At 53.8% G+C, this 25317-nt stretch carries 28 protein-coding genes; 15 read left to right on the top strand and 13 right to left on the bottom strand.

The features are described 5' to 3' along the window. Positions 1 to 125: 125 nt before the first annotated feature. The 3 genes from D9A02_RS10115 (at position 126) to folP (ending at position 3846) form a co-directional block, all read left to right on the top strand. Positions 126 to 1736: an ABC transporter substrate-binding protein gene (locus tag D9A02_RS10115; protein WP_120500858.1), complete on the top strand. Its 1611-nt coding sequence runs from the start codon at positions 126 to 128 to the stop codon at positions 1734 to 1736. 173 nt (positions 1737 to 1909) lie between these two features. Then, positions 1910 to 2839, top strand: coding sequence for a dihydroneopterin aldolase (locus D9A02_RS10110; RefSeq protein WP_120500857.1), 930 nt, complete (start codon positions 1910 to 1912; stop codon positions 2837 to 2839). Continuing rightward, positions 2836 to 3846, top strand: a complete 1011-nt coding sequence (folP, locus tag D9A02_RS10105; protein ID WP_120500856.1) for a dihydropteroate synthase — start codon at positions 2836 to 2838, stop codon at positions 3844 to 3846. Before D9A02_RS10110 ends, folP begins: the two co-directional genes overlap by 4 nt. Positions 3847 to 3858: 12 nt before the next feature. Here folP and D9A02_RS10100 read toward each other — a convergent pair whose 3' ends face one another. Together D9A02_RS10100 and ilvC are read right to left on the bottom strand one after the other, a co-directional pair. Then, positions 3859 to 4776 carry a DMT family transporter gene (locus D9A02_RS10100; RefSeq protein ID WP_120500855.1) on the bottom strand — a complete coding sequence of 306 codons (918 nt, stop codon included), beginning with the start codon at positions 4774 to 4776 and terminating at the stop codon, positions 3859 to 3861. A 69-nt stretch (positions 4777 to 4845) separates the two neighbouring features. Further along, entirely contained in the window at positions 4846 to 5868 is a 1023-nt protein-coding gene (gene ilvC, locus D9A02_RS10095) for a ketol-acid reductoisomerase (protein WP_120500854.1), read from the bottom strand. Between the two features lie 135 nt (positions 5869 to 6003). Here ilvC and D9A02_RS10090 point away from each other — a divergent pair, with 135 nt between their 5' ends. From D9A02_RS10090 to D9A02_RS10080, 3 genes are all read left to right on the top strand, one after another. After that, positions 6004 to 6459, top strand: coding sequence for an Lrp/AsnC family transcriptional regulator (locus D9A02_RS10090; protein WP_120500853.1), 456 nt, complete (start codon positions 6004 to 6006; stop codon positions 6457 to 6459). Beyond that, entirely contained in the window at positions 6456 to 6914 is a 459-nt protein-coding gene (locus D9A02_RS10085; RefSeq protein WP_120500852.1) for an Lrp/AsnC family transcriptional regulator, read from the top strand. The genes D9A02_RS10090 and D9A02_RS10085 overlap by 4 nt, the downstream gene beginning before the upstream one ends. A 124-nt stretch (positions 6915 to 7038) precedes the next feature. Beyond that, entirely contained in the window at positions 7039 to 8166 is a 1128-nt protein-coding gene (locus D9A02_RS10080; RefSeq protein ID WP_120500851.1) for an aminotransferase class V-fold PLP-dependent enzyme, read from the top strand. Positions 8167 to 8199: 33 nt separating this feature from the next. Here the strand turns inward: D9A02_RS10080 and D9A02_RS10075 are convergent, their stop codons facing one another. The 3 genes from D9A02_RS10075 to D9A02_RS10065 form a co-directional block, all read right to left on the bottom strand. Further along, complete coding sequence (locus tag D9A02_RS10075) at positions 8200 to 9402, bottom strand: UbiH/UbiF family hydroxylase (RefSeq protein ID WP_120500850.1); 1203 nt, start codon at positions 9400 to 9402, stop codon at positions 8200 to 8202. Positions 9403 to 9414: 12 nt separating this feature from the next. Beyond that, the gene (locus tag D9A02_RS10070) at positions 9415 to 9663 is read right to left on the bottom strand and encodes a hypothetical protein (protein WP_120500849.1); all 249 of its coding nucleotides are present in this window, start codon (positions 9661 to 9663) and stop codon (positions 9415 to 9417) included. Between the two features lie 80 nt (positions 9664 to 9743). Then, positions 9744 to 10391 (bottom strand): pyrimidine 5'-nucleotidase, encoded by a 648-nt coding sequence (locus D9A02_RS10065; protein ID WP_120500848.1) that lies wholly within the window; start codon positions 10389 to 10391, stop codon positions 9744 to 9746. A 118-nt stretch (positions 10392 to 10509) separates the two neighbouring features. Between D9A02_RS10065 and D9A02_RS10060 the strand changes: the two genes are divergently transcribed. Then, positions 10510 to 11154 carry a GntR family transcriptional regulator gene (locus tag D9A02_RS10060; RefSeq protein WP_120500847.1) on the top strand — a complete coding sequence of 215 codons (645 nt, stop codon included), beginning with the start codon at positions 10510 to 10512 and terminating at the stop codon, positions 11152 to 11154. On the opposite strand, the gene D9A02_RS10055 is transcribed toward D9A02_RS10060, so the two are convergent. Beyond that, a complete protein-coding gene (locus D9A02_RS10055; RefSeq protein ID WP_120500846.1) occupies positions 11095 to 13023 on the bottom strand; it encodes a glycosyltransferase in 1929 nt (642 codons plus the stop codon). The genes D9A02_RS10060 and D9A02_RS10055 overlap by 60 nt on opposite strands. Before the next feature lie 79 nt (positions 13024 to 13102). Continuing rightward, entirely contained in the window at positions 13103 to 14251 is a 1149-nt protein-coding gene (gene carA / locus D9A02_RS10050) for a glutamine-hydrolyzing carbamoyl-phosphate synthase small subunit (protein WP_120500845.1), read from the bottom strand. Between the two features lie 185 nt (positions 14252 to 14436). On the opposite strand from carA, the gene D9A02_RS10045 reads away from it, so the two are divergent. Beyond that, the gene (locus D9A02_RS10045; RefSeq protein ID WP_120502472.1) at positions 14437 to 14907 is read left to right on the top strand and encodes a GatB/YqeY domain-containing protein; all 471 of its coding nucleotides are present in this window, start codon (positions 14437 to 14439) and stop codon (positions 14905 to 14907) included. Between the two features lie 3 nt (positions 14908 to 14910). Here the strand turns inward: D9A02_RS10045 and D9A02_RS10040 are convergent, their stop codons facing one another. Both D9A02_RS10040 and dtd read right to left on the bottom strand, forming a co-directional pair. Further along, complete coding sequence (locus D9A02_RS10040) at positions 14911 to 15414, bottom strand: DUF2244 domain-containing protein (RefSeq protein ID WP_120500844.1); 504 nt, start codon at positions 15412 to 15414, stop codon at positions 14911 to 14913. A 26-nt stretch (positions 15415 to 15440) separates the two neighbouring features. After that, entirely contained in the window at positions 15441 to 15884 is a 444-nt protein-coding gene (gene dtd / locus D9A02_RS10035; protein WP_120500843.1) for a D-aminoacyl-tRNA deacylase, read from the bottom strand. A gap of 100 nt (positions 15885 to 15984) precedes the next feature. Between dtd and D9A02_RS10030 the strand changes: the two genes are divergently transcribed. Next, positions 15985 to 16983, top strand: a complete 999-nt coding sequence (locus D9A02_RS10030; protein ID WP_120500842.1) for a GlxA family transcriptional regulator — start codon at positions 15985 to 15987, stop codon at positions 16981 to 16983. Here the strand turns inward: D9A02_RS10030 and D9A02_RS10025 are convergent. Then, entirely contained in the window at positions 16980 to 17777 is a 798-nt protein-coding gene (locus D9A02_RS10025) for a pseudouridine synthase (protein ID WP_120502471.1), read from the bottom strand. The genes D9A02_RS10030 and D9A02_RS10025 overlap by 4 nt on opposite strands. A gap of 61 nt (positions 17778 to 17838) precedes the next feature. On the opposite strand from D9A02_RS10025, the gene D9A02_RS10020 reads away from it, so the two are divergent. Continuing rightward, positions 17839 to 18288 carry a nucleoside deaminase gene (locus D9A02_RS10020; RefSeq protein WP_120500841.1) on the top strand — a complete coding sequence of 150 codons (450 nt, stop codon included), beginning with the start codon at positions 17839 to 17841 and terminating at the stop codon, positions 18286 to 18288. A 6-nt stretch (positions 18289 to 18294) separates the two neighbouring features. Here D9A02_RS10020 and D9A02_RS10015 read toward each other — a convergent pair whose 3' ends face one another. From D9A02_RS10015 to D9A02_RS10005, 3 genes are read right to left on the bottom strand one after another with little or no spacing between them, the layout of a single operon-like run. Next, positions 18295 to 19437: a PLP-dependent aspartate aminotransferase family protein gene (locus D9A02_RS10015; protein WP_120500840.1), complete on the bottom strand. Its 1143-nt coding sequence runs from the start codon at positions 19435 to 19437 to the stop codon at positions 18295 to 18297. Beyond that, entirely contained in the window at positions 19434 to 20165 is a 732-nt protein-coding gene (locus tag D9A02_RS10010; protein ID WP_120500839.1) for an aspartate/glutamate racemase family protein, read from the bottom strand. Before D9A02_RS10010 ends, D9A02_RS10015 begins: the two co-directional genes overlap by 4 nt. After that, on the bottom strand, positions 20165 to 21274 hold the full coding sequence (locus D9A02_RS10005) for an anhydro-N-acetylmuramic acid kinase (protein WP_120500838.1): 1110 nt from the start codon (positions 21272 to 21274) through the stop codon (positions 20165 to 20167). Before D9A02_RS10005 ends, D9A02_RS10010 begins: the two co-directional genes overlap by 1 nt. Positions 21275 to 21337: 63 nt before the next feature. Here D9A02_RS10005 and tyrS point away from each other — a divergent pair, with 63 nt between their 5' ends. The 5 genes from tyrS (at position 21338) to arsH (ending at position 25263) form a co-directional block, all read left to right on the top strand. Beyond that, positions 21338 to 22591, top strand: a complete 1254-nt coding sequence (gene tyrS, locus D9A02_RS10000; RefSeq protein WP_120500837.1) for a tyrosine--tRNA ligase — start codon at positions 21338 to 21340, stop codon at positions 22589 to 22591. Between the two features lie 116 nt (positions 22592 to 22707). Further along, positions 22708 to 23040: a helix-turn-helix transcriptional regulator gene (locus D9A02_RS09995; RefSeq protein WP_120500836.1), complete on the top strand. Its 333-nt coding sequence runs from the start codon at positions 22708 to 22710 to the stop codon at positions 23038 to 23040. Between the two features lie 26 nt (positions 23041 to 23066). After that, entirely contained in the window at positions 23067 to 24134 is a 1068-nt protein-coding gene (gene arsB / locus D9A02_RS09990; RefSeq protein ID WP_120500835.1) for an ACR3 family arsenite efflux transporter, read from the top strand. Next, positions 24131 to 24550, top strand: a complete 420-nt coding sequence (gene arsC, locus D9A02_RS09985; protein ID WP_120500834.1) for an arsenate reductase (glutaredoxin) — start codon at positions 24131 to 24133, stop codon at positions 24548 to 24550. Before arsB ends, arsC begins: the two co-directional genes overlap by 4 nt. Then, positions 24547 to 25263, top strand: a complete 717-nt coding sequence (gene arsH / locus D9A02_RS09980; RefSeq protein ID WP_120500833.1) for an arsenical resistance protein ArsH — start codon at positions 24547 to 24549, stop codon at positions 25261 to 25263. The genes arsC and arsH overlap by 4 nt, the downstream gene beginning before the upstream one ends. The last annotated feature ends 54 nt before the right edge of the window (positions 25264 to 25317 follow it).

Below are 25317 nucleotides of genomic sequence, written 5' to 3'. Positions count from 1 at the left end.
AAAAGCGAATTTTTCTGGTTTATTGCCGACATGCCGAATGACAACACTTCCAACGACAAAAACGCGACCTGCGTCTTTGCTGTGCGTCGGCATCAATAATCACACAAAAACTTCAGGGAAACTTTATGTCTACAATTAAAGATAAGATGATGATGGACCGCCTTGCAAAAGCCGCCAGCGAAGGCAGCATTTCACGCCGGTCCTTCATGAACTACTCAATGGCTGCTGGGATGACAGCAAGTGCTGCAACCGGGTTGTGGGGTACGTCCGCCAAGGCCGCGCCACAACGCGGTGGTAAGTTCCGTCTAGCACAACATGACGGCAACACAAGTGATACACACGATCCAGGCACATACCTGTCCTATTTCACCATTGTGATGGCACATACTTTCCGCTCGTATCTGACCATGATCAACACAGATCAGACACTTGGTGCGGACGTTGCCAACGAATGGTCGGCGACACCGGATGCACAGGAATGGACCTTTGTTCTGAACCCGAATGCAACGTTCCATTCTGGTGCCAAAGTGACGGCAACAGATGTTATCGCGTCGATGAATCACCACCGTGGCGAAGACTCTGGCTCAGCGGCGAAAGCCCTGCTGGCAAGCGTGGTTGAAATTGTTGATAACGGCGACCATTCGGTCACGTTCAAACTGGATAGCCCGAATGCTGACCTGCCTTGGATCATGCCAGATTATCACCTGCCTATCTGCCCGGCCAACGCGGATGGTTCACTGAACTGGCAATCCGGTGACGGCTGTGGGCCATACAAGTTGGTTGAGTACGAACCGGGCGTCGCTGCACGTCTGATCCGTTTTGACGACTGGCACGGTGAAGGTGCGTATTTTGATGAAATCGAAATGCTTGCAATCAACGATCCAAATGCGCGTCAAACTGCCTTGGTGACCGGTGACGTGGATTCGTGTTCACTGCTTGAAAACAAAACTTTGGGACTGCTGTCGCGAAATCCCAATGTCGAGGTTGATAACGTGGCATCTGCCTCGGCAATCACCCTACCAATGTTCACAGATCAGGCACCATTCGACAATGCAGATGTTCGTATGGCCCTGAAACTGGCCATCGACCGGAATGAATTGGTTGAGAAGATCGCATTTGGTGCGGCCACCGTTGGCAACGACTTCCATCATTCTTCGGCAATGCCTTACTTCCCATCGGAAATCCCTCAGCGGGAATATGATCCGGAGCAAGCCAAGTCTCTACTGAAAAAAGCTGGCATGGAAGGGCTAACAGTCAATCTAAGCGCCGCTGAATCGATCACAACCGGTGCTGTCGATATGTGCATTCTTTATGCTGAACAGGCTAAGAAAGCAGGTATCAATATCAACGTCGTACGCGAGCCGAACGATGGATACTGGTCAGATGTTTGGCTGACAAAGCCTTGGTGTCTAGTGTCATGGGGCGCACGTCCGACGCCTGACGTGATGTACACGTTGGCGTATAAAGACGATGCTGCTTGGAATGAATCACATTGGCAAAACGAGCGTTTCAACGAAATCCTGCTACAAGCCAAGGCCGAGCTGGATGACGTTAAGCGCGCCGAGATGTACCATGAGATGGGTATGATCTCTCGTGATGATGGTGGCACAGTCCTGCCGTACTTCCCTAACTTCGTCTATGGCCGTCGCAAAAACGTACGTCACACAGGTCAACTGGCAGCCAGCTGGATGATGGATGGCGCTCGTGCTGGCCATCGTTGGTGGTTCGAAGGCTAAACCGATAGATTACAAATCATTTGAAATGGCCCAACGCTTGCGTTGGGCCATTTTTTAAGAGCAGAGGCTGTGCGTTTTATGGTCTTTACTCGCTGTTAGCGGTCGCATTTATCCTTCCCCCCGCCCCCCACAGCGTGGTAAGCCGCGCGCACTGCAACTTTAGGATCGTGGCAATGAGCAACGAAATTCGCCTCGCTTTTGAACATCCAGCCGCACGGGCAGATGCTACTGCCCCTGATGGGCCATTGGATCGCATTTCCCTCCGCGATCATATTGTCGAGGTTGAGATCGGCGCGTTTCAGGTCGAACGTGGCATGACACAGCGGATCTGTTTCAACGTCGTGGTGGAAGTCAGTCCAATCACCGAAATCATTGATGATGATGTCGATCGTATTCTGTCTTATGACCGCGTGACCGAAGCCATCGCTGCGGAACTGGCCGAGGAACGCCTTAACCTACTGGAAACACTAGCTGAGCGGATCGCTGAGCGGATTTTGCTGGAGCCACAGGCGATACGGACCTTTGTGCGTATTGAAAAACTGGATCGTGGGCCGGGTGCTTTGGGTGTCGAAATTGTCCGCTCAATCGAAGATCTGGATGCCACTCCTATTGCGGCTCACTCTGATACGACACCGCATCCGCATGTAGTGTTTTTGACCAATGCCGCGATTGCCTCGCCTAACCTACCGCGTTGGCTGGATCAACTTGAAGAGCGGGCTGAACCGGTCATTCTGTGTGTCGGTCATTCTGACACCCCTGCCCCGCAAACCGGCCACAAAATGACCCAACGCCGGGTCGACCTGCTGGCATTGGAACAAAATGCCTGGGTTTTGGGTGGGCGCGATGATCGGTGCGTTGTCGTCAACACCAAAACTGAATTGGACTGGGCAATGAAGAATGGCCAGATCAGCGTCTGGGCCCCTTCCAAAATCGTGCTGGATGCGGTTGATGGCCCGGCAATTGGTCCTGATGATCCTGTCGCGCTTGCAGCATGGTTCGCGGGCCATATTGAGGGCTCTGACTTGTTGCTGATCGGGGAGCAACCACCAACGTCTTCTCCCGTTGCTGTCTACATTCAGGACATCGCGCAATCCGGGCTATGATCTACTATCGCCCTGTCCCCCGATCTGACCACATCCGCCCCATCGGTGCCTATGCGCTTGCTGGAGGATGGCTGTGGTTTGACACGGTAGAAGAGCTGCACCGTAATGGCCCCTCGCGCCTGGTCCATGCGGCAGAACTACCACCTGAAATATTAGAGCGCCTGACGGCCCCGCGTCCGGCTATTGCAAGCCTTAACTTTGACACTCCACATCTGATGGGGATCCTGAACGTCACACCAGACAGCTTTTCCGATGGCGGACAGCATTATGCGCTTGAGGCGGCACTGACGCGCACGCAAGCAATGATCGCAGATGGCGCCAGCATCATTGATGTGGGCGGCGAATCCACCCGCCCCGGCGCCGCCGAAGTGGTTATTGAAGAAGAGATCAGTCGCACAGCCCCCGTCATAAGTGCCATCCGCGCGGCCTCAGATATTCCTGTCTCCATTGATACACGCAAAACCCCGGTTGCCAACGCTGCGCATCAGTCTGGTGCGAATCTGGTGAACGACGTGGCTGGCTTCACCTTTGATCCTGCCCTTGCCCTATATTGCGCCCAGCACGACCTGCCTGTCTGTGTGATGCACGCCCAGGGTACACCTGAAATCATGCAAAACGATCCGCGCTACGATAACGTGGCACTGGATATTTACGACTATTTGTCTGACCGGATCGACGCCTTGGTAGCGACAGGTATTTCCCGCAAACAGATCATTACCGATCCTGGCATCGGCTTTGGTAAGACGCTGGAACACAACCTAACGCTGCTACGCAATTTGGCTTTGTTTCACAGTCTGGGATGCCCCATCTTGTTAGGTGCATCACGCAAGCGCTTTATCGGTACCATTGGTGGCACAGAAGAGGCGCGCAATCGCGCCCCCGGCTCTATCGCCGTGGCATTGGCAGGCGTGGCACAAGGCGTACAGATCCTACGCGTACACGACGTGTCTGAAACCAATGAGGCGTTAAAACTTTGGCAAGCGTCAACACTTGGGATCTTGCGATAAACACGTCATGTTTTAACTGCGGCTAAAAAGCCGCCGCAACGCCCCCAGCTGGCTGAGCGCAACACCGCCCAGAATAAGGCCCATACCCAACAACAAGCTGGGTGGCAGTGGTTCCGAAAGGACCACTGCCCCAAAGACGACAGACCAAATCGGCACCTGATAGTTCACCAGGCTCATAAATACTGGCCCCGCATCCCGGATGACTTGTACCAGCAGAATCTGCGCCACAGCAGTGGGGAACACCCCGAGATACAGCAGCGCCAGAATACTGGTTGTGTTCAAACCTTGCGGCAACCCCTCTGCGATCAACGCATAGGGCGTAAAAATCACCGCCGCCACCAACAACACCCCGGCAGCCAATGACAGGCGGTCAACATCGGGGCACAAGCGCGTGCAGATTGCCCCGATGGCATAACAGCATGCCGCTGCGACACAGGCCAGCCGCGCCAGTGATTCCAATTCATTCCCGGTGGAATTGAACGCCGCTGGTCCGATCAGAACGATGACACCACATGTGCCGATGACAAAGCCGATGAAACGTCTAAGCTTCATCTCTTCGCCCGGCACCAGAAAATGCGCGAGTGGTAAAATGAACAGCGGCACCACTGCCATACAGACCCCGGCAAAGCCGGATGCCACAGACAGTTGCCCCCAAGACAGCAATACAAATGGCACCGCGTTAGAAAACAACGCCATGCCAGTGATAAAAATCCAGATTTTACCGGCATTCTTGCCGCGGCGCGCGGGCAGCCCTGGCCCCTTGGCATAGGCCAACCCCAACAAAAGAACCGCCCCGAGACAAAGCCGCGTTGCCACTAGAAATAACGGCCCGGTGCCCTGCAACGCCACGGTAACAAACATGAAGGACGCGCCCCAGATGATGCCAAGAATAGCAAGCTTGAGCCAGTTTATCGGGGCGAAGTCCTGCATCAGTTCAATCCTTTAACAAAAAAGGGGCATCCGTTACCGGATGCCCCTAAAACGCTTATGTCATCTAGATCAGTTCTTTTCCTGATCCACAAGCTTGCCAGCTGAAATCCAAGGCATCATGCCACGCAATTTTGCGCCAGTTGCTTCGATCTGGTGCTCATCATTGGCACGACGTGATGCTTTGATGGTTGGCTGACCAACCGCATTTTCCAGCATGAAGTCGCGAACGAATTTACCCTGCTGGATGTCGTTCAGAACTTCTTTCATACGCGCTTTGGTTTCGTCGTATTTCAGGATGCGTGGGCCGGTGACGTACTGGCCATATTCTGCAGTGTTAGAGATCGAGTAATCCATGTTGGCGATGCCACCTTCATAGATCAGATCAACGATCAGCTTCACTTCGTGCAGGCACTCAAAGTAGGCCATTTCAGGTGCATAACCAGCTTCGACCAGTGTTTCAAAACCACAACGGATCAGCTCAACTAGGCCTCCACAGAGAACCGCCTGCTCACCAAAGAGATCAGTTTCGCATTCTTCACGGAAGTTAGTTTCGATGATGCCTGAGCGGCCGCCACCGATGGCGGAACAGTAAGAAAGGCCAACTTCAAGCGCTTTGCCGCTTGCGTCGTTTTCAACTGCGACAAGGCAAGGCACGCCGCCACCTTTGACGTATTCGCCGCGCACGGTGTGACCTGGGCCTTTTGGCGCCATCATAATCACGTCAACGCCTTCTTTTGGCTCAATCAGGCCAAAGTGTACGTTCAGGCCGTGAGCGAATGCGATCGCTGCACCCGGCTTGATGTTGTCGTGAACGTATTTTTTGTACGTTTCTGCCTGCAGTTCGTCAGGCATGGTGAACATGATCACGTCACACCAGGCCGCCGCTTCGGCGATACCCATGACGGTCAGGCCTTCGCCTTCGGCTTTTTTCGCACTAGGTGAGCCTTCGCGCAGGGCAACAACAAGGTTTTTCGCACCGGAATCGCGCAAGTTCAGCGCATGGGCGTGGCCTTGGGAACCATAGCCGAGGATGGCAACTTTTTTCTCTTTGATCAGATTCACATCGCAATCGCGATCATAATAGACGCGCATTTCCGTCTCCTTTAGGATATTGGGTCTTGATGAAGGCAAATTAGCTGTTTTACCGTGATGGGTATTTTAAATTTCATTGTTATATAAAATTTTTTGAAGTAATCATTCGTGAAACTTTCATATCGATGAAATATCATGCTTGACGATACTGACCGACGAATCCTGCGCCACTATCAGCACAACGCCACCCTTAGCCCCGCTGATCTGGCCGAGCGCGCCAATGTCACACCCGCCACCTGCACCCGGCGGCTGGACAAGATGAAAAGCGCTGGCATTATCCGAGCCAACCGCGCGGTGATTGACTGGCGTGTTCTGGGATACGAGGTTGAGGTGTCGCTACGCATCACGTTGGAGAAAACCAATCCACGCGCGTTTGATGAATTTATCATCGAGGCCCGTTGCATCACCCATATCGTCGAAATCCAGACCTTTCTGGGTCGGGTTGATGTACGCCTTTCGGTCATTGCGCGTGATATGGCACATTACCAGCAGATCTATCGAAGTGCCATTTTGACCCTGCCCCACATCGCCGATATCGAGGCCTTGATGCATGTCGCGCGTTTGAAATCCGATGAGGTGCTGCCGCTATGATCGATCTGGACAACACTGACCGATTGATTCTGCGCGAGCTGATCGATGACGCCACCCAAAGCGCCAGCACCATCGGCCGCAAGCTGGGCCTGTCGCAACCTGCCACTTGGCGGCGTATCCGGCGTTTGCAGGACAGTGGCGTGATCAAGGGGCAGCGGTTGGATCTGGACCACGAAAAGCTAGGTTTTGGCGTCACCGTTTTTTTGGGGGTCAAACTGGCAACAAAGGGCAGGATTAGCTTGGATGACTTTGAGCGCGCTGTGGCCGCCATCCCCGAAGTGCAAACTGTTGAACACATATTAGGCGTCTACGACTATCGCTTGCGGATTGTGGCCCGTGACATCTCTGATTTTGAGCGTGTTTTACGCCGCCGGATCATGATGATGCCCGGGGTTGGCGATGTCGAGGCCAATGTATTGTTAAGTGAAGAACGCCGCCCCGGTCCGATTGGCTGACACCGCCGATTACTTGCCCTGACGAATCCCACCTTCTGTGTGGCGTGTTTTCGCTATTGCTATACGCCCTGCGGCTGCTATGGCATTTGCAACTGTATCCGCATGACCCAACAGGAGATATCCCATGTCTGCCCTTCTCGACCATATTGACCCTGACGGGTTGCTGGAATTTTCCGTCGTTTTCACTGACCGTTCACTGAACCATATGTCAGCCGCATTCCAACAGGTGATGCGAGATACCTCATCAATGCTGAAAGACGTCTACAACGCTGATGCCGTAGCATTGGTTCCCGGTGGCGGCAGCTACGGAATGGAGGCGGTTGCCCGCCAGTTTGGCCATGATGCACATGCGCTGATCGTGCGCAACGGCTGGTTCTCATACCGCTGGACACAAATCTTTGACGCAGGGAAATTTACCTCAGACACAACTGTTTGCATGGCCCGCCAAACTGGCAACGGCGCACAAACTCCATTTGCCCCGGCCCCAATTGACGAGGTCACCGCGAAAATCCGCGAAGTCAAACCTGACGTTGTGTTTGCACCGCATGTGGAAACCTCTGCCGGTTTGATCCTGCCGGATGACTACATCACCGCCATGGCCGCCGCCGCCCACGAGGTTGGCGCGCTGATGGTGCTCGATTGTATCGCTTCCGGCTGTGCCTGGATCGACATGAAAGCCACTGGCGTTGATGTGCTGATCTCTGCTCCGCAAAAAGGTTGGTCTGCATCCCCATCTGCCGGTCTGGTGATGATGTCTGAGCGTGCGCTGGAACGTCTAGAAAACACTAATTCTGACAGCTTTGCCATGGACCTGAAGAAATGGCATTCAATCATGCAGGCCTATGAAAACGGTGGTCACGCCTATCACGCGACCATGCCAACGGACGCCTTGCGCGCCTTCCGTGACACAATGATTGAAACCCGTGACTACGGCTTTGACAAACTCCGCGATGCACAGTGGGAACTGGGCAATGGCGTGCGTGCCATGCTAGCTGAAAAGGGTGTGAAATCCGTTGCTGCCGAAGGGTTTGGCGCCCCCGGTGTGGTTGTTAGCTATACCACCGACGCGGATGTACAGAACGGTAAGAAATTTGCAGCCCTTGGCATGCAAATCGCGGCTGGTGTACCACTGGCCTGTGAAGAGCCAGAAGGCTTTATGACTTTCCGTCTGGGCCTGTTTGGACTTGATAAACTATATGATGTGCCCGCCACATTGAAGCGTTTGCAAGATGCATTGGATCAGGTGCTCTGATCATCTGGTGCCCTTTTAAACAAGGGCACCACCCTACCCACGCATGCCAAGGCCCATCTGCATGAGGGCCTTGCGCACCGGGGCCATTCCATAAATTGCATTCAATCCCGCTGCCCGCAAATCGCGCAACGGCTGTGCCCGTATTTGCGACGCGCGATTGAGCAAGTCAATTCCCGCCACTCGGGTTGCGATGTCTGTGTGACGCTGGCGGTGGTACTCTTCCAACATCTGCGCATCGCCCAATCGATCCGTAGCCGCCTGCGCCAGATCCAGCAGCGCCCGCATATCCGCCAAAGACATATTTAGCCCCTGTGCTCCGATGGGTGGCACCACATGCGCCGCCTCAGCTAAAAGCGCCAAGCGCTCGCCATACAGGCTTTCGGCCTGCTGGCTGATGATTGGCCAGACTGTACGACGAGAGACCAATTTCAGAGGGCCGTAAAGCAGGCAAGAACGTTCATTCATTGCGGCCTCAAAATCTGCCTCTGGCAGCGCGGCCAAACGTTGCACCTCTCCACCATCCTCCATCCAGACAATCGCCGAACAAGGTTGCCGCTCGTAATCCGGCAGGGGAACCAGCGTAAACGGCCCGCCAGAGCGATGTATTTCGGTTGAAACCTGTTCGTGTGGCATGGGGTGCGTCACGGTAAAGGCCAGCGCCTTTTGCCCATAGCGGGTTGTTTTCACGTCAATTCTGGCGGCCTGTCGCAGGGTCGAGTTGCGCCCATCTGCGGCGATGGCCAGCCGACAGCGAACTCGGGTGTTATCCGTTAGAGTGACGCGTGCCTCTGACGTGCGGGTGAACAGTGTAGACACGCCCACACCGGGCCTGAAATCAACGTTATTCAGCCCATCGATATGATTCAGCATTTCGCGCCTTAGTAACCAGTTGGGCAAGTTCCATCCAAAGGGTTGATCCGAAATATCGCTGGCGTTGAACTCTTTGATCACACGCGGTTCAGGATCAGCACCGCCTGCATCCACAATCCGCATGATTTGCAAATCTGCAGCAAAGGGGGCCAACCGATTCCACAGACCTGCAGCCGCTAATGTCTGTTGTGCCGGTTGCAAAAACGCCGTTGTACGCAGATCAGAGCCTTGCGCATTGCGCGTGGTCACTGGGGCCGTAGGGTCAACACAGATCACAGAAAACCCGGCGTTACCAAACAAGATGGCTGCCGTCAGACCGGCAACACCGCCACCGGCGATCAGAATATCACACTGAGTATCCGTCATCACGCCCCCTGCTCAGCCGCGAGAGATCAAAATGAGAATGACAAACATCACCGGTACAAAACACACTGCCGGAAGATAAAGCCCAATGACCCCAAACTTCAAAATGGCGATCCCCCACAGTGAAATCACCGTAACCAGTGCATACCAGATGTGATCGGTGTCGCCATATAGCAAATCTTTGGCCATCCAGCCGATAATGGGCACCATGAAAAACAGCCGCAACCACAACGGCGGGCGATTTTGGGTTGAGTTCGTTTCCATGTTGACCCTTTCGAATGCGTTTCTTTCAGATAACAATCAGGCCACAAAGAGGTATGCGCCAAATTGTCCTAAGCTGAGTGTCAGGCGGTTAGAGCAGACAAAAACGCCGCCAGATCATCCGTGTGGTAGTGAATATAGTCGGCTGTTTCTTCGGCCTCTGCAACCAAAACCGTCCGCATACCCATGGCATGGGGCTGTGCCAGATTACGCGGATCATCCTCAAACATTGCAGCGCGGGCTGGATCAACGCCATCTTGGGTAAAGATTGCTTCAAACGCTGCCCGCTCGGGTTTGGGCAGAAATCCTGCATTTTCGACGCCATAAACCGCATCGAATGCGCCACTCAACCCCCTGTGATCGATGACTTTTTCCGCATAGGGCGCGCAGCCGTTTGTATACACGATTTTACGCCCCGGCAGGGCATCAATGCGCGCGCGCAGGTCGCGGTCAGGTTCCAGCTCATCAAAGCAAATGTCATGCACGTGCACCAGATAAGGCGCTGGGTCGATCTCATGTTCTCGCATGAGTCCCGCCAGCGTCGTGCCATGAGTGCGCCAATAATGATGTCTAAGACGATCAGCCTCGGCGCGCGGAACCTGAAGCTGCTCCATCACATATTGCGTCATCCGCGTCTCAATCTGGTCAAACAGACGCACCTGCGGCGAATACAGCGTGTTGTCGAGATCAAAAACCCAAGTCTCAATATGTGTGAAATGCTGTTTTGGCATGGCGTCTGTCTACTCCAGCACATCGCATGGCGCAATCCACAGAGACTTGATTATAAGCCGTTTGCATGTCTAGTGTCCTTCAAGACAGAATCCAGCAACACAGGGACATGGATATCAGATGAAAACGCCGTCAAAAGATGCCTATGCTCTGATCCTCGAAGCGATCGACTTGGGTATTTACAAACCCGGTGATCGTTTGGTTGAAAGCGATCTCGCCGACCGCTTTGGCGTGTCACGAACCCCAATCCGAGAAGCCCTTCAACGGCTTGAAACACAATCACTGTTAACGCGTGATGGTCGCAGCCTGATCGTCGCATCATTGGATCATAACCAGTTGGCAGAGCTTTATGTGGTGAGAGCCGAGCTGGAAGGTTTGGCCGCTCGCCTTGCAGCGCGCCATGCAACCGATGAAGAGATCAAAGTATTGCGGGACATGGTCGAAGGTGATCATGCATTGTTGGGAAACCCTGATGCGATGGCCAAAGCCAACCGGCGGTTTCATAAGCAGATACATCTGGCCTCGCACAACCGGTTTCTGGTGCAGCAGCTGGATCTGGTGCATCGCTCGATGGCTTTGATGGCGATCACATCGCTTGCTGCCGAAGGTAGGGACAAGGATGCGTTGGATGAACATGACGCCATTGTCAGCGCGCTCGAAAGCCACGATGCTGATACTGCAGCGACAGCACTGAAAGCCCACATTTCAAAGGCTTTTGTAACCCGACTTAAGCTTGATTCGGGAGAGGTCAGCAGCGTCGTCTGACCCCTCAGAAACCTCTCGTCCCAAAGATAATCCATGAGTGGTTTTATCCCAGTAGAACGGTTTGAAAATCAGTTCATACAACGCCTTATAGGCCGCAATTGCCCCAAGCGGCGTGTAAAAGTGCATGGTAGGCGCCCAAAGCATCAGATGACGATGTGGTGGCCGCGACACGCTGGCGGCATGGATGGTGATGTTCAGTAGTTCAATGCTCAAAAACAAGCTGGCAAATAACGTCAGGGTAAAATGCGAGACCACGCCCTGCAACGGATGCGGCAAGCCGAAAATAACCAACCAGAAAGACCACAAAAACGGGGCCAGCAGAAATTGTGACAATGCCGAGATGAAATGCGCTTGAAAGCCCCAGAATTTCCACCCACCCAATTGCCGATACAGCAACATAGGTCGACGCATATGCACCAGGTAGGTTGTCATATACCCCTTGAGCCAACGTGAGCGTTGCTTGATCCAGGGCCAAGGGCGGCAGTTAGCCTCTTCTCTGGTGGCGGTATTGATCATTTCCGTCTCATACCCATGTCTCGCCAAACGAAACCCAAGGTCTGCGTCTTCGGTGACATTATGCGCATCCCACGCGCCCAACTTTTCCAGCGCAGTTCGACGAAAGAAAAGCGTTGTGCCTCCGAGGGGAATAGCAAACCCCAACCGGGCCATGCCAGGTAGGATCAAGCGAAACCAGCTTGCATATTCAATGGTAAAGCAACGCGCGAGCCAGTTTTGTTGTGGGTTGTAATAATCTAGAACGCCTTGCAGACAGGCCACTTTTTCTGGAGCTTGTTGAAACCTGCGCGCAATTACAGTGATCTGATCCGGATCAGGCGCATCTTCTGCATCGTACACGCCAATGATGTCCCCTTCGCAAAAATCCAACGCATAATTCATCGCTCGCGGCTTGGTGCGAGGGTGGCCATCCGGCACCACAATGGCCCGCATCCAAGGGGGTAAATCAATTGCCGCCAGAGTGGCCTGCGTGGTTTCATCCTCTTCCTCCAGCACCAACACGACATCCAGAATGCATTTTGGGTAAGTCAGTTGGCTAAGCCGCGCGACCAAGGCATGAGCGATTTCAGTTTCCCGAAACAACGGTACAAGAATCGAAACCTTTGGAAGCGGCTGTAATTTCTTGCCTGCATTGTGGTTTACGCGTGTTTTCAGCGCCCCTAGACTGGCAACAAAGGCTGACACCTTTAGTGTTGCAGATACCAAAAGCGTAAACGCTGCCCACAACATAAAAACACAAAAGGTTAACGTCGGGGCGGCGAACGCCACAGTGATCAAAAGCCCTATCAAACCTACCGCCGCAAGGATTCGCCAGCCCCGTCGATCTGCCCAACTGCGACTGCTTTCCTGTAAAGCCACTCGCGTTTGTGCCGCCTGTGTCAGCACCTCGCGAAATTGCGATGCAATCTTTTGCTGCACATCCTCTCGTGTAGCAGGCAACAGCCTTGCCGCCCCTTCCTTAGTAGAAAGTACAGCTTGTAACCCGTCTATGTCAGCGCAGGCAATTGCAGGCTTCCGATCTTGATCGGTTACCGGCCAAATCCCATGTTTAAGCAAGTTTTGTGGCGGGATCTCCAGATTCCGAAATGCAAGTGTCTCAAGCTCTGGAAATGTGACACAGCGTGACCTGAGGTGTCGCGCATGTGCCTGTAGCACGTCCTCTTGTGTTGCAAATCCTTCGGCCATCAAAATACGATCGAGCGATGCATCACAATACCGTCCGACAATTTTGGCCAAGGCCAAGTCTTTTTCAGAAAGACCTGCGCATTCTGACAGAGTTTTCTCAAACTGAACATTTTGGGCGCTGTCCTCCCAGATAGCCGGGCTCAGCTGCCGAAGTTCCGAAATGCCCATATTGCACCTCATCCTCTTCCATACAGGAGGAGAATGCAGCGTTAGGGTTAACGAAACATGAAGACTTAGTTAACGCAGATTAACCCGCCATCGAGGCTGCAAACCGCTCGAACAGATAGAAACTATCTTGCGGGCCGGGGCTGGCTTCGGGGTGATGCTGGACGGAGAAGACCTGACGGTCTTTCATCCGAAGTCCACAGTTAGAACCATCAAACAAGGACACATGTGTTTCAACTACATCATCGGGCAAGGTCTGGCTATCAACCGCAAATCCGTGGTTCATAGACGTAATTTCAACTTTGCCCGTGTCCAAATCTTTCACCGGATGGTTCGCCCCGTGGTGTCCGTGGTTCATTTTGATCGTCTTTGCGCCCAACGCCAACGCCAACATTTGGTGCCCCAGACAGATCCCAAAGACCGGAATATCTTTTTCCAGAATCGATTTAATCATCGGAACAGCATATTTACCAGTTGCAGCAGGATCCCCGGGACCGTTCGACAAGAAGACCCCATCGGGGTTGTGCGCCAGAACTTCTTCGGCGGTAGCTGTGGCAGGCAGAACCGTCACATCACAACCCGCGCTTGCCAGGCACCGTAGGATGTTGCGCTTCGCACCATAATCTACGGCAACGACTTTGTGCTTGGGGTTCTCCTGACGTTTGAAACCGCCAGGCCAAGCCCAGCGCATTTCATCCCAGCGATAAGACTGTGCGCAAGTCACATCCTTGGCCAGATCAAGCCCTTCAAGCCCAACAAAGCCACGCGCCTGTGCAACAAGCGCATTCACATCGAAGTTACCTTCGGGATCATGTGCCATAGCAACATGTGGCGCGCCTTGTTGACGAATAGCACGCGTCAGACGGCGCGTATCAACACCACCCACCGCAATCCTGCCGCGACTAGCCAACCAATCTGCCAGATGCTCGGTCGCGCGCCAGCTGCTGGGCTGGGTTGGATCCCATTTCACAATCATGCCAGCGGCAACCGGTTCCGCAGTTTCATCATCTTCGGGGTTCACGCCAACATTTCCGATATGAGGAAAAGTAAAGGTGACCACCTGACCGGCATATGACGGGTCGGTCATGATCTCCTGATATCCTGTCATCGCAGTGTTGAAGCACAGCTCGGCAGTTACAACGCCCGTAGCGCCGAAGCCATGCCCATAAAAAACCGTACCATCAGCCAAGGCAAGGCAGGCAGTCGGGCGGGATGTGGACGCAGTAGCCATATTGGGATTCTCCGGAGCGCAAATTTGCGCGAACCTATGCCTGCCCCAGTCTAGGGTCAAGCCTGAAGATCGGTCATATTAGGCCATATTCTGCGCCATTTGTCACCTCACCTTTCGGATGGTTGCCTTGGGTTGAGCGCTCCGATATACGCCGTAGCTTGTGACTGGCCATGGGGATGGAAAGCATGGAATTGCGAGAGCAAGTAAACGCGGCACTCAAGCAGGCGATGAGAGACAAAGACAGCGGACGTTTGGCCACGCTCAGGCTGATCAATGCCGCCATAAAAGATCAAGATATCTCCAGACGTGGTGGAGATAATGATACCGGCGTGAATGACACCGAAATCCTTGCGATTCTTGGGAAAATGACCAAGCAGCGCAACGAAAGCGTGCGCGCATACGAGGAAGGTGGCCGGATTGATCTGGCGGAACGTGAGCGCGACGAAATCAAGATCATCGAAGAGTTCTTGCCACGTCAGCTGAATGATACTGAAATCGAAGCCGCCGTTGAGAAAGCGATCACTGATGTTGGTGCCAGCTCGATTCGGGATATGGGCAAAGTGATTGGCCAACTTAAAGACAGCTACACTGGTCAGATGGATTTTGGTGCCGTTGGACCAATGGTAAAGAACCGCCTCTGCAACGCAGCGGGCTGACCCTTACCGCCCCCTCATGGACACCACTAGGCGTAGCGCATCACTGACTTCAACATACAGTGCCTTGCGTTCGTCTTCGGATAGAAACGCCCCTAACTCGACCTCTCGACCATTGCCTTTGAGGGTCAGATAACTGTCTACCGGCCCGCCTTGGGGATGCAAGTGGACTTTGGTCCAGTAAGTTTTGCTATCCCATTCCAGAACTGTACCGTTCGGCTCCACTCTGCGCAAATATGCAGCAGCCGGTGTTATCGTCAATTCTTCGCGCAGCTTGCCGGTGAAATAACTATGCTCTAACGCCCACCACAGCCCTGCGACCGTCAATAGCAAGAACGGCAGCAACCCCCATAACACAAATGTACCCAACAATGGATAAAGCGGGATGGTGATGACCCCGAAGGTTACTAAAATGAACCAGAAAAACCCTTGGCGCGGTAAAGATCGGTGCGGCCGCAAAATCAATTGGCGGTCTGTTTTTTGCGCAGTATCAACCCATTGATATGGCATTTTTGAGTGCCTCTTAGAAACGTTGGCTATGTATTTGTATCAATCCAGATCGTAACAGGCCCATCATTCAGCAGCTCAACCTTCATGTCAGCCCCGAATTGCCCACGTTCCACAGTGACCCCCTGCCCAGCCAGCTGATCAGAAAAGTATTCGTACAGGCGTTTCGCCTCCTCTGGTGGCGCCGCCCCTGAGAAACCAGGTCGATTGCCGCGTGACGTATCAGCCGCAAGTGTGAACTGACTGACCACTAATGCACCGCCATCGATGTCACGTACAGACAGATTCATCTTACCTGCCTCGTCCTGAAAAATCCGCAATTTGGAGATTTTGGCGGCCAGTTGTTCTGACTGTGCCTCGGTGTCACCCTGCATCGCGCAAACCAAAATTAAGACACCCTTGGCACATTGCCCAATCACGCGATCATCAACCCGCACGCTTGCGTAGCTTACGCGTTGTATCAATGCCCGCATTGAAGCCTCCCTTAGTTGACCATTCGATACCTGCGCCCGCACGCAAACGCCAGTGCAGAAGCATTTGGTAAATGTATCGAACAGGTGTTAAGGGAGCCAGATGGAAAACAGGTCTTTCATTCCGCGCGGTGCCGCTAGCTTTCAGGTCGACTACGATGGTCCACCCAAGGATTATTACTTTGTCCTGCTGCCCAAACTAACCCTGCTGGCGTTCACTTCGGCAGTTGAGCCTTTGCGCATTGCCAATCAGATCACCAATCGCACACTCTACCGCTGGCATATCATGACACGCGACGGGCAGCCGGTCAGCTGTTCTTGTGGTGTGACGATCATGCCAGATTCAGAGCTGATCGATATTTCGCGTCATGCCAGCGCCTTTATTTGTTCGGGCATTGAACCAGCGGAAACACTTGTACCGCAGTTGACCACTTGGATCAGCCGGCAGGTTACAAACGGGGCTAAGGTGGGTGGTATTTGCACCGGCGCCTTTGCATTGGCCAAGGCCGGATTGCTGAAGCGACGGCGTTTCACCCTGCATTGGGAAAATCAGCCAGCGTTTGAGGAGATGTTCCTTGATCTGACCCCGACCGGCACAATTTATGAGAAAGACAATGGGTTGCTGACCTGCGGTGGTGGCAGTGCTGCTACAGATATGATGCTTGATATTATTGAAACCGATCATGGGGCTAATCTGGCAGCACTTGTGGCCGACATGGGGCTTCATACCCGAAATGCCACCGGCAGCGTGCCACAGCAATCGGCCTATTCGCACGCCCTCAGCAGCCGCAATGCGCACCTAATATCGGCGATGGAATTCATGTCACAACACATTGAGTACCCAGTAGAGATCACTGACATCGCCGCTGCGATCGGAATCTCGCGTCGGCAGCTAGAGCGCCATTTCAAACGTTATGTTTCCGCTACGCCGGCGCAGTTTTATCTGGAAATGCGAATCAACCGAGCCCATGCATTGTTGAATGAAACCAGCATGAGCATCGCCGAAATTGCCGCTGCCACCGGCTTCGGCAGCTCGTCACAATTTTCCACGCGTTTCAGAAAACGCTACGGCAAGCCACCAAACACCTATCGCAAAAGCTAACCCTTGCGTTTAGGTGGCCGTCGGGTGCGTTTGGGCGCAGGTTTAGCCGCTTCGTCAACTTCGGGTTTCATCCCGAGCTGATCACGCAGAACGCGCGGGCGGATTTCCTCAACCGCACCAGATTTCAACTGTGCCAGCTGAAACGGGCCGTAAGACACACGGATCAACCTGTTCACGGTCAGACCGATTGCTTCCATCGCGCGACGGATTTCTCGGTTTTTACCTTCGCGCAAGCCAACAGTAACCCAAGCGTTAGCACCCTGTTGACGATCTAACGAAACGTTCATTGGCTGAAAGTTCTCACCGTCAACAGTCAATCCTTTGCGCAAAGGGGCAAACGTTTCTTCTGTTGGGCGGCCATTCACCCGAACCCGGTATTTGCGCAGCCAACCGGTCGAGGGCAACTCAAGCTTGCGCTTCAGCTCTCCATCATTGGTCAAGAGCAGCAGACCTTCAGAGTTAAGATCCAGCCGTCCGACGCTCATCACACGTGGCATGTCTTTGGGTAGCTCATCATAGATAGTAGAGCGTCCTTTTTCATCGCGATTGGTTGTCACCAAGCCCGTCGGCTTGTTGTACAGCCACATTCGCGCTGGTTCAGCAGCCGCAAGAGGCTTTCCATCCACAGTGATCTGATCTTTGGAGGTTACATTCAGAGCGGCACGTTCAATGACCTTGCCGTTTACCACAACAAGGCCGGCTTCGATCAAGCGTTCAGCTTCGCGCCGACTGGCCAAACCAGCACGGGCAATTACCTTTGCGATACGTTCGCCTTCGGGGGTTTTTTGTGTCATGGCCCCGCTTACCCTATCATCTGGACTTGCGAAAGACCCGATGAGAGGGCAATCAAGCGTCATGCGTTTCAATAGCCATATGCAAACGGCCCTGTTTGAGGCCCAAGCAGCAGCCGCCCGTGGCGAGGTGCCCGTTGGTGCCGTAATTTGTTCCCCTGACGGGCAAATTATCGCGCAGGCCGGAAACCGCACACGCGAATTGAATGATCCAACCGCGCATGCCGAGATTCTGGCGATTCGTGCAGCCTGCGCCAAATTGGGGCAAGAGCGGCTTATGGGCCATGATCTCTATGTCACGTTAGAACCCTGCCCTATGTGTGCCGCGGCCATCTCAAACGCTCGCATCAATCGGCTATATTTTGGCGCCTCTGACCCCAAGTCTGGCGGCGTTTCTCATGGTGCACGGGTGTTTAGTCATGCCCAATGCCATCATGCGCCTGAAGTCTATGATGGATTGTCAGCATCTGAGAGCGAGGCTCTGCTCAAGGATTTCTTCTCCGCGAAGCGATAAGGTTGATTAGCCCCTCAAGGCCTGATCAAGATCCGCGATCAGATCATCGATATGCTCAATCCCGACCGACAGTCGCAATAAGCCCGGTGGAATACCCGAATGCGGTTCAATCGAGTGGCGGTGCTCAACAAGGCTTTCGACCCCACCCAATGACGTAGCCCGATGAAACAGGCTCAATCGACCAATTGCCGCCAGTGCAGCAGTTTCTCCACCGTTAACTACGACAGATAACATATAACCAAATCCGCCCTGCATCTGGCGCTTGGCCAGCTCATACCCTGGATGGTCGCGCAAACCGGGATACCAGACCGCCTCGACCCTGTCATGCGTGGCCAGATATTCGGCAATGGCCTGTGCATTCGCGCTCATACGCTCAAGCCTCAAGGGCAAGGTTCGTATACCACGCATCAGCAGCCACGCTTCAAAGGGCCCAATAATGGCGCCCGCATCATGGCGATCCAGCGCGATGGCTTGCCATGCAGCACTGCCTGCATCTGCGCAAGACAACACCCCCGCCAATACATCAGTGTGCCCGTTGATGGCCTTAGTGGCCGAATGCATCACTATATCAGCCCCGAATTGCAGGGCTTGTGTCATTGTTGGCGGGGCTGCGGTCCCATCCACTGCCAATATCGCACCAGCGCGATGCGCCAAATCAGACGCTGCCGCGATGTCGGTGATTTTCAACCACGGATTTGACGGTACTTCAATCCAGACCAGATCTGCAGGCTGGGCGCACGCAGTACTTAAAGCATCCAGATCAGAGGCATCGACCTGATCCAACATAATATCGCGCCGCGCACAGAAATCCTGCGCCCATTTGGTAACACCCCAATAGATGCCAGATTGCAGAACAACCCGCCCCCCATTCGACACAGTACGAAACACTGCTGCCGCTGCGGCCATACCAGAAGGAAACAACAACGTCGCGGCCGCCCCTTCGAGTTGGTTCAAGATTTCTTCGGCCTGACGTACGGTATCGTTGTCGTCGCGACCGTAAATTTTATCTCCCCGCAAAAGCGCGTTGTCTGGTCCCCGTAAAAATGTCGTCGCGGGTTGGATACCCGGCACAACCCCTGCTCCGGCGGCATCAACCGCTCCCGCGGCCTGTGCCGCAATAGTTTCGGATTTAAAAGGTGACTTATTCATAATGCATAAAGCCGCCCGGGCCCCCAGCCTTTGGCGTCTATTCCCGCCAGCTTCAGCAAATGCCAGATCAAAGCAGAGTTTGAGCTTATAACTGGCAGGTTCAGTTCCGACTCAACCTCATCGACAACGCCGAATGTGCGCAAATTCGTACAGCTGGCAAACACCGCTTGCACGCCCTCAGCTTGCGCCGCTTGCAGCATGGCATCACGGGTACTGCGTTCAGCAATTCGGGCGACAGTGGAATCTTCACTTTCGCCAAAACTTTGCTCGCTGACGGTCTCAATACCATTTTCTGCCAGATAAGCCCGCATCGGAGCAGTCACGCTGGGCACATAAGGGGTAACCAAAGCGATGCGCCTAACATTAAGAGCCCTAATCGCTTCGATCACAGCAGTCATCGGGTTGGTCACCGGCACATCTGGATGCGCTTGTTGAACGAGACGCTCGACTTCCTTGGGGCCAATCACGGTGGCGCCTGAGGTGCAGGCATAGGCAATGGCCTTCATCCCGCTTGGCAACAAAGCCGCTGTACTGGTCATCCCATCAGCCATGGTTGCAAGCTTCTCTGGTGTCACATCCGCCATCGCGGGGATGCGCGCATGCAACAGGTTAATACCCTGCCCTTCCAACACCTGACGCGCCTCAAATTCTAGCGTTTCATCCGTGCTCAGAACAATGGCCCCCAACTTGTGCCCACCTGCAGCCCCATCATCCAGTTGGTAGTCCATCAATTTGCTCCCTTACCTGATGGTTTGCTGATTGTCCCACCGGACACCGCTGCACGAACACCGGTTGTGCCCGGGCCAGACGTGGGCAGACCGCGCTGCACGCGAACAGCCAGATGCGCAAAAGCCTGCGCCTCCAACATGTCTCCATCAAGCCCAACCGCCTCTACCGGATCAACTTGAGCCTCCAAAACGCCGTTCAGCATATGCATCAAGACCGGGTTCTTACGTCCGCCCCCTGTCACCAGCACTCGCTCTGGCATAGATGGACAGCGTTTCAAACCACGTGCCACGGCAGCTGCACACATCATGGTCAAGGTTGCCGCAGCATCGGAATCAGGCAGTCCTGCAACCAATTCCAGAATTCCAGTGAATTCATCCCGGTCCAACGACTTCGGGGCGAGGCGATCAAAGTACGGATGCAGCAAGAACTGCTCAACCGCGTCCACAACCACGTTGCCCTGCGTGGCCAAAGCGCCATCCTGATCGTAAGCGCGACCCAAACGCTGCATCATCAAATCATTGATTGGCGCGTTCGCCGGCCCCGTATCAAAAGCCAACAACGCGCCTGGGGTATCTGGGGCTTTCTTCTGTGGGTCGACCCACGTCAGGTTACCAACCCCTCCAAGGTTCAAAAAGGCGACAGGGTTCTCTGCCCCGATCCATTTGGCGCAGGCAAAGTGATAAAACGGTGCTAATGGCGCGCCTTCCCCCCCTAACCGTACATCTGCAGTCCGGAAATCCCATACGACCGGGCAGTCGAGCGCATTGGCCAGAGCAGCGCCATCGCCAATTTGGTGTGTTCCCCGCCCGTGTGGATCATGTGCTAGAGTTTGCCCGTGAAATCCGATAAGAGCTGCACCTTCAAAGGTGCCGAGATGCCCTGTATGAGCCTGCTGAATCACCTGTAAAGCCTCGGAACAATCGTCATCTTGCCATTTCCCAAGGGCTGCGCGCAGGGCCAGTTGCTCAGCTTCGGAATAGGCCCGATATCCACTACCGCCAAAGGCGTGAATCACCTCGCCATCGGTATGGACCAGCGCGGCATCAACACCGTCTAGCGATGTGCCTGACATTGCACCCAGCGCCCAAATGGGACCTGCTTTCATCATGGCCTTTTCCTTTGCCAAAACCCTGCCTATACATGCCCCGCAATCAACACTGGGACAAGCATAATGACCTACCACCCCAAATCGGATTTCATGACCGTCATGATGGAACGCGGCTTTCTGGCTGACTGCACCGATTATCAGGGCCTCGATGAGGCGCTGACCAAAGGGGTGACACCTGCCTATATCGGCTTTGATGCCACCGCAAAATCATTGCATGTTGGCAGCTTGATCCAAATCATGATGCTGCGCTGGTTTCAAAAAACTGGCCACAAGCCGATCACCCTGATGGGCGGCGGTACCACCAAGGTGGGCGATCCTTCGTTTCGTGCAGATGAACGCCCGCTGCTGACCGAAAATCAGATCGACGACAATATTGCCGGAATCAAAAAGGTTTTTGCGGCTTATATTGACTACGACAGCGATGCCGAGAATGCAGCGCTCATGCTCAATAACGCCGAGTGGCTGGATGGGTTGAACTATCTGGAGTTTCTGCGTGACATCGGACGGCACTTTTCTGTCAACCGGATGTTGGCATTTGAATCGGTGAAATCGCGGCTGGACCGGGAACAATCACTGTCGTTCCTCGAGTTCAACTACATGATCCTGCAGGCCTATGACTTCTTAGAGCTGAACCGCCGCTATGGCTGTTTGCTGCAAATGGGTGGCAGCGACCAGTGGGGCAACATTGTGAACGGTATCGACCTGACACGCCGTGTACTTGATCATGAGATTTATGGCCTGACATCCCCCCTGCTGACCACCTCGGACGGTAAAAAGATGGGCAAATCGCAAGATGGTGCAGTTTGGTTGAATGCCGACATGTGCAGCTCGTACCAGTTCTGGCAGTTCTGGCGGAACACGACAGATGCAGATACCGGTCGTTTCCTCAAACTCTATACAGAGTTACCACTGGATGAATGCAAACGTCTGGGCGCGTTGGAGGGATCTGAAATCAACGCAGCCAAGATTATTCTGGCGAATGAAGTCACGACCCTGCTGCACGGTGCAGAAGCGGCGCGCGCTGCCGAAACAACTGCGCGCGAGGTGTTCGAAAAGGGTGGCGTTGGAGACGACCTGCCAACCTATGAGCTGAGCGCGGATGAGTTGGGTGATGGTATTTCCATCGTGCAACTGATCGTAAAATCCGGTCTGGTGAAATCCGGTAAAGAAGCCAAGCGCCTGATCAGCGAAAATGGTGCCAAGCTAAATGATGAGCCGCTGACAGATGCCGGTCTGATGCTGGATGCCACTGCTTTTGCTGCGCCCATTAAACTTAGCGCAGGCAAAAAACGCCATGCCTTGGTCAAGCTAAGCTAAGCTATCAAAATTGCGGGATGATACGTCATCCCGCTTTTCATTACAGTTCCATGAAACTTTCATAACAGCACATAATTTAGATTGACTTCACCCAATATATCAATAATTCATGATATATGGATAAGACAAACGCCCTCCTCGCTCTCGCAGCCCTTTCACAATCAACCCGGTTGGATGTATTCCGCTTGCTGGTTCGTGCAGGCGCCGACGGTATGCTTTCCGGTGAAATAGGAGAAGCGCTTAACGTTAAACAAAACACCATGTCCGCCAATCTAGCCGTGCTGACGCAAGCTGGTCTTTTGCGCAACAATCGCGAGGGCCGAATGATCCGCTATTTCGCCAATATGGAGGGTATGCGTGGCCTGCTCGCCTTTTTGACGGAAGATTGCTGCGGCGGGCAACCAGAACAATGCAAAACCCTGATCAATGAGATCGCCTGTAACTGCTGAAGCTTACATTCTGACAAGGAAAACTTATGACCGACACATCCGTTATTGAAAACTCGGGGCTTGGAGCCTTTGAGCGATGGCTTTCTGTCTGGGTAGCGCTTGCCATCGGCGCGGGTCTATTATTGGGCAACGTATTTCCCAGCCTGTTTGCTTTTCTGGCCTCGCTGGAGATTGCCTCCGTCAACTTGCCCGTGGCGGTTTTGATCTGGGCAATGGTTTACCCAATGATGGTAGGAGTAGATTTCAGCTCCATCCGTCAGATCGGCGACAAACCCAAAGGACTGATTGTAACGCTTATCGTCAACTGGCTGATCAAGCCCTTCACCATGGCCGCACTTGGTGTGTTGTTCTTCAACTATGTCTTTGCCGGTTTGATCCCGCCAGACGATGCACAGGCCTACCTTGCTGGTGTCATTTTGTTGGGAGCAGCTCCCTGCACGGCAATGGTTTTTGTCTGGTCCAACCTCACCCGAGGCGACGCCACCTATACTCTTGTGCAGGTCAGTGTGAACGATGTTGTCATGGTCTTCGCCTTTGCCCCGATCGTAGCTTTCCTTCTTGGGGTGACCGATATTGTCGTCCCTTGGGACACGCTACTGCTGTCAGTTGGCCTCTACGTCATGCTACCACTACTGGCCGGCTACCTGACCCGCCAGAAACTGGTGCAAAAGGGCGGTGAAGAGGCCGTTGATGCCTTCAAAAGCCGGGTCCAGCCGTTTTCGATCTTTGGTCTGCTGGTTACGGTGGTGCTGCTCTTTGGTTTTCAAGGCGAGGTCATCTTGGACCGTCCTCTGGTCATCGTGCTGATCGCGATCCCGCTGTTGATTCAGTCTTACGGCATCTTCTTTATCGCCTATGGGGCGGCACGGGCTTGGCGCATTCCTTTCAACGTGGCCGCCCCATGCGCCCTGATCGGTACTTCAAACTTCTTTGAACTGGCCGTGGCCGTGGCCATCAGCCTATTTGGCTTGGGTTCCGGGGCCGCTTTGGCAACCGTTGTTGGGGTACTGGTCGAAGTTCCAGTTATGCTGTCACTGGTAGCATTCGCAAACAAAACAAAACATTGGTTCCCATCTGAACGAGGTCAAAAATGAGCATCGTTATCCATCACAATCCCGGTTGCGGTACGTCATCAAACGTTCTCGATATCATACGTCAGGCGGGGTATGATCCCGTCGTTGTTGAATATCTGAACACAGGCTGGACCAAAGCGCAGCTACAGGGGCTTTTTGCAGCCGCCGGTCTGACGCCCCGTGATGCCCTGCGCACGTATAAAACCAATGCCGAGGAACTGGGCCTGACGGACCCGTCTGTTTCCCAAGAGGTTCTTTTGAATGCGATGGTTGAACATCCTGTTCTGGTGAACCGGCCGATTGTGTGCACTGCCAAAGGCGTAGCGCTTTGCCGCCCCAGCGAAAAGATCCTCGATCTTTTGGAAAACTGGCCAACCGGGCCAGTGTATAAAAAAGACGGCGAAATGATCCTTGATGAGAATGGCAACCGCCTATGAGTGACGCGCCCAACATCACAGACAGCGCCTTTCACCCGGTAGATGAGGCAAAACTGATCCCACAGGAGAGACCAACGCATAAGCCACGCATTTTGCTTTTGTATGGCAGTTTGCGTGATCGCTCATACTCACGCCTGCTGGCCGAAGAATCGGCTCGCATTCTGAACCGGTTTGGGGCCGCAACACAGTTATTTGACCCCTCGGGCTTGCCACTACCCGACGATTCCGAGGCCAGCCACCCCAAGGTGGCAGAATTACGCGATCTGGTGATGTGGTCTGAAGGTATGGTCTGGGTCTCTCCAGAACGTCACGGTGCGATGACCGGCATTATGAAAACCCAAATCGACTGGATCCCCTTGGCACCAATTGGTGGCGTCCGCCCCACACAGGGCAAAACCTTAGCTATCGCACAGGTCTGTGGCGGCTCACAAAGCTTCAATGCCGTCAATCAAATGCGCATTCTGGGCCGTTGGATGCGGATGCTGACCATTCCCAATCAATCCTCAGTGCCCAAGGCGTTTCTCGAATTTGGCGAAGATGGTCGCATGAAGTCCTCGCCGTTTTACAACCGCATCGTTGACGTGATGGAAGAGCTGGTCAAATTCACCCTGCTGACCCGCGGTCAGAAAGACTATCTTGTCGATCGATATTCCGAGCGTGTGGAAAGCTTGGAAGAGCTGTCAAAGCGCGTCAACATGAAGACCGCTACCTGAAACGCAAAACGCGGCCCCTTTTGGGCCGCGTTTCGTTACACTTAAGCTCGGAAA

Origin of the sequence: Roseovarius sp. EL26 (assembly GCF_900327775.1) — a bacterium.
GTDB lineage: Bacteria > Pseudomonadota > Alphaproteobacteria > Rhodobacterales > Rhodobacteraceae > Roseovarius.
The sequence above is the reverse complement of the archived record's forward strand: the minus strand, read 5'-3'. Positions and strand labels throughout refer to the sequence as shown.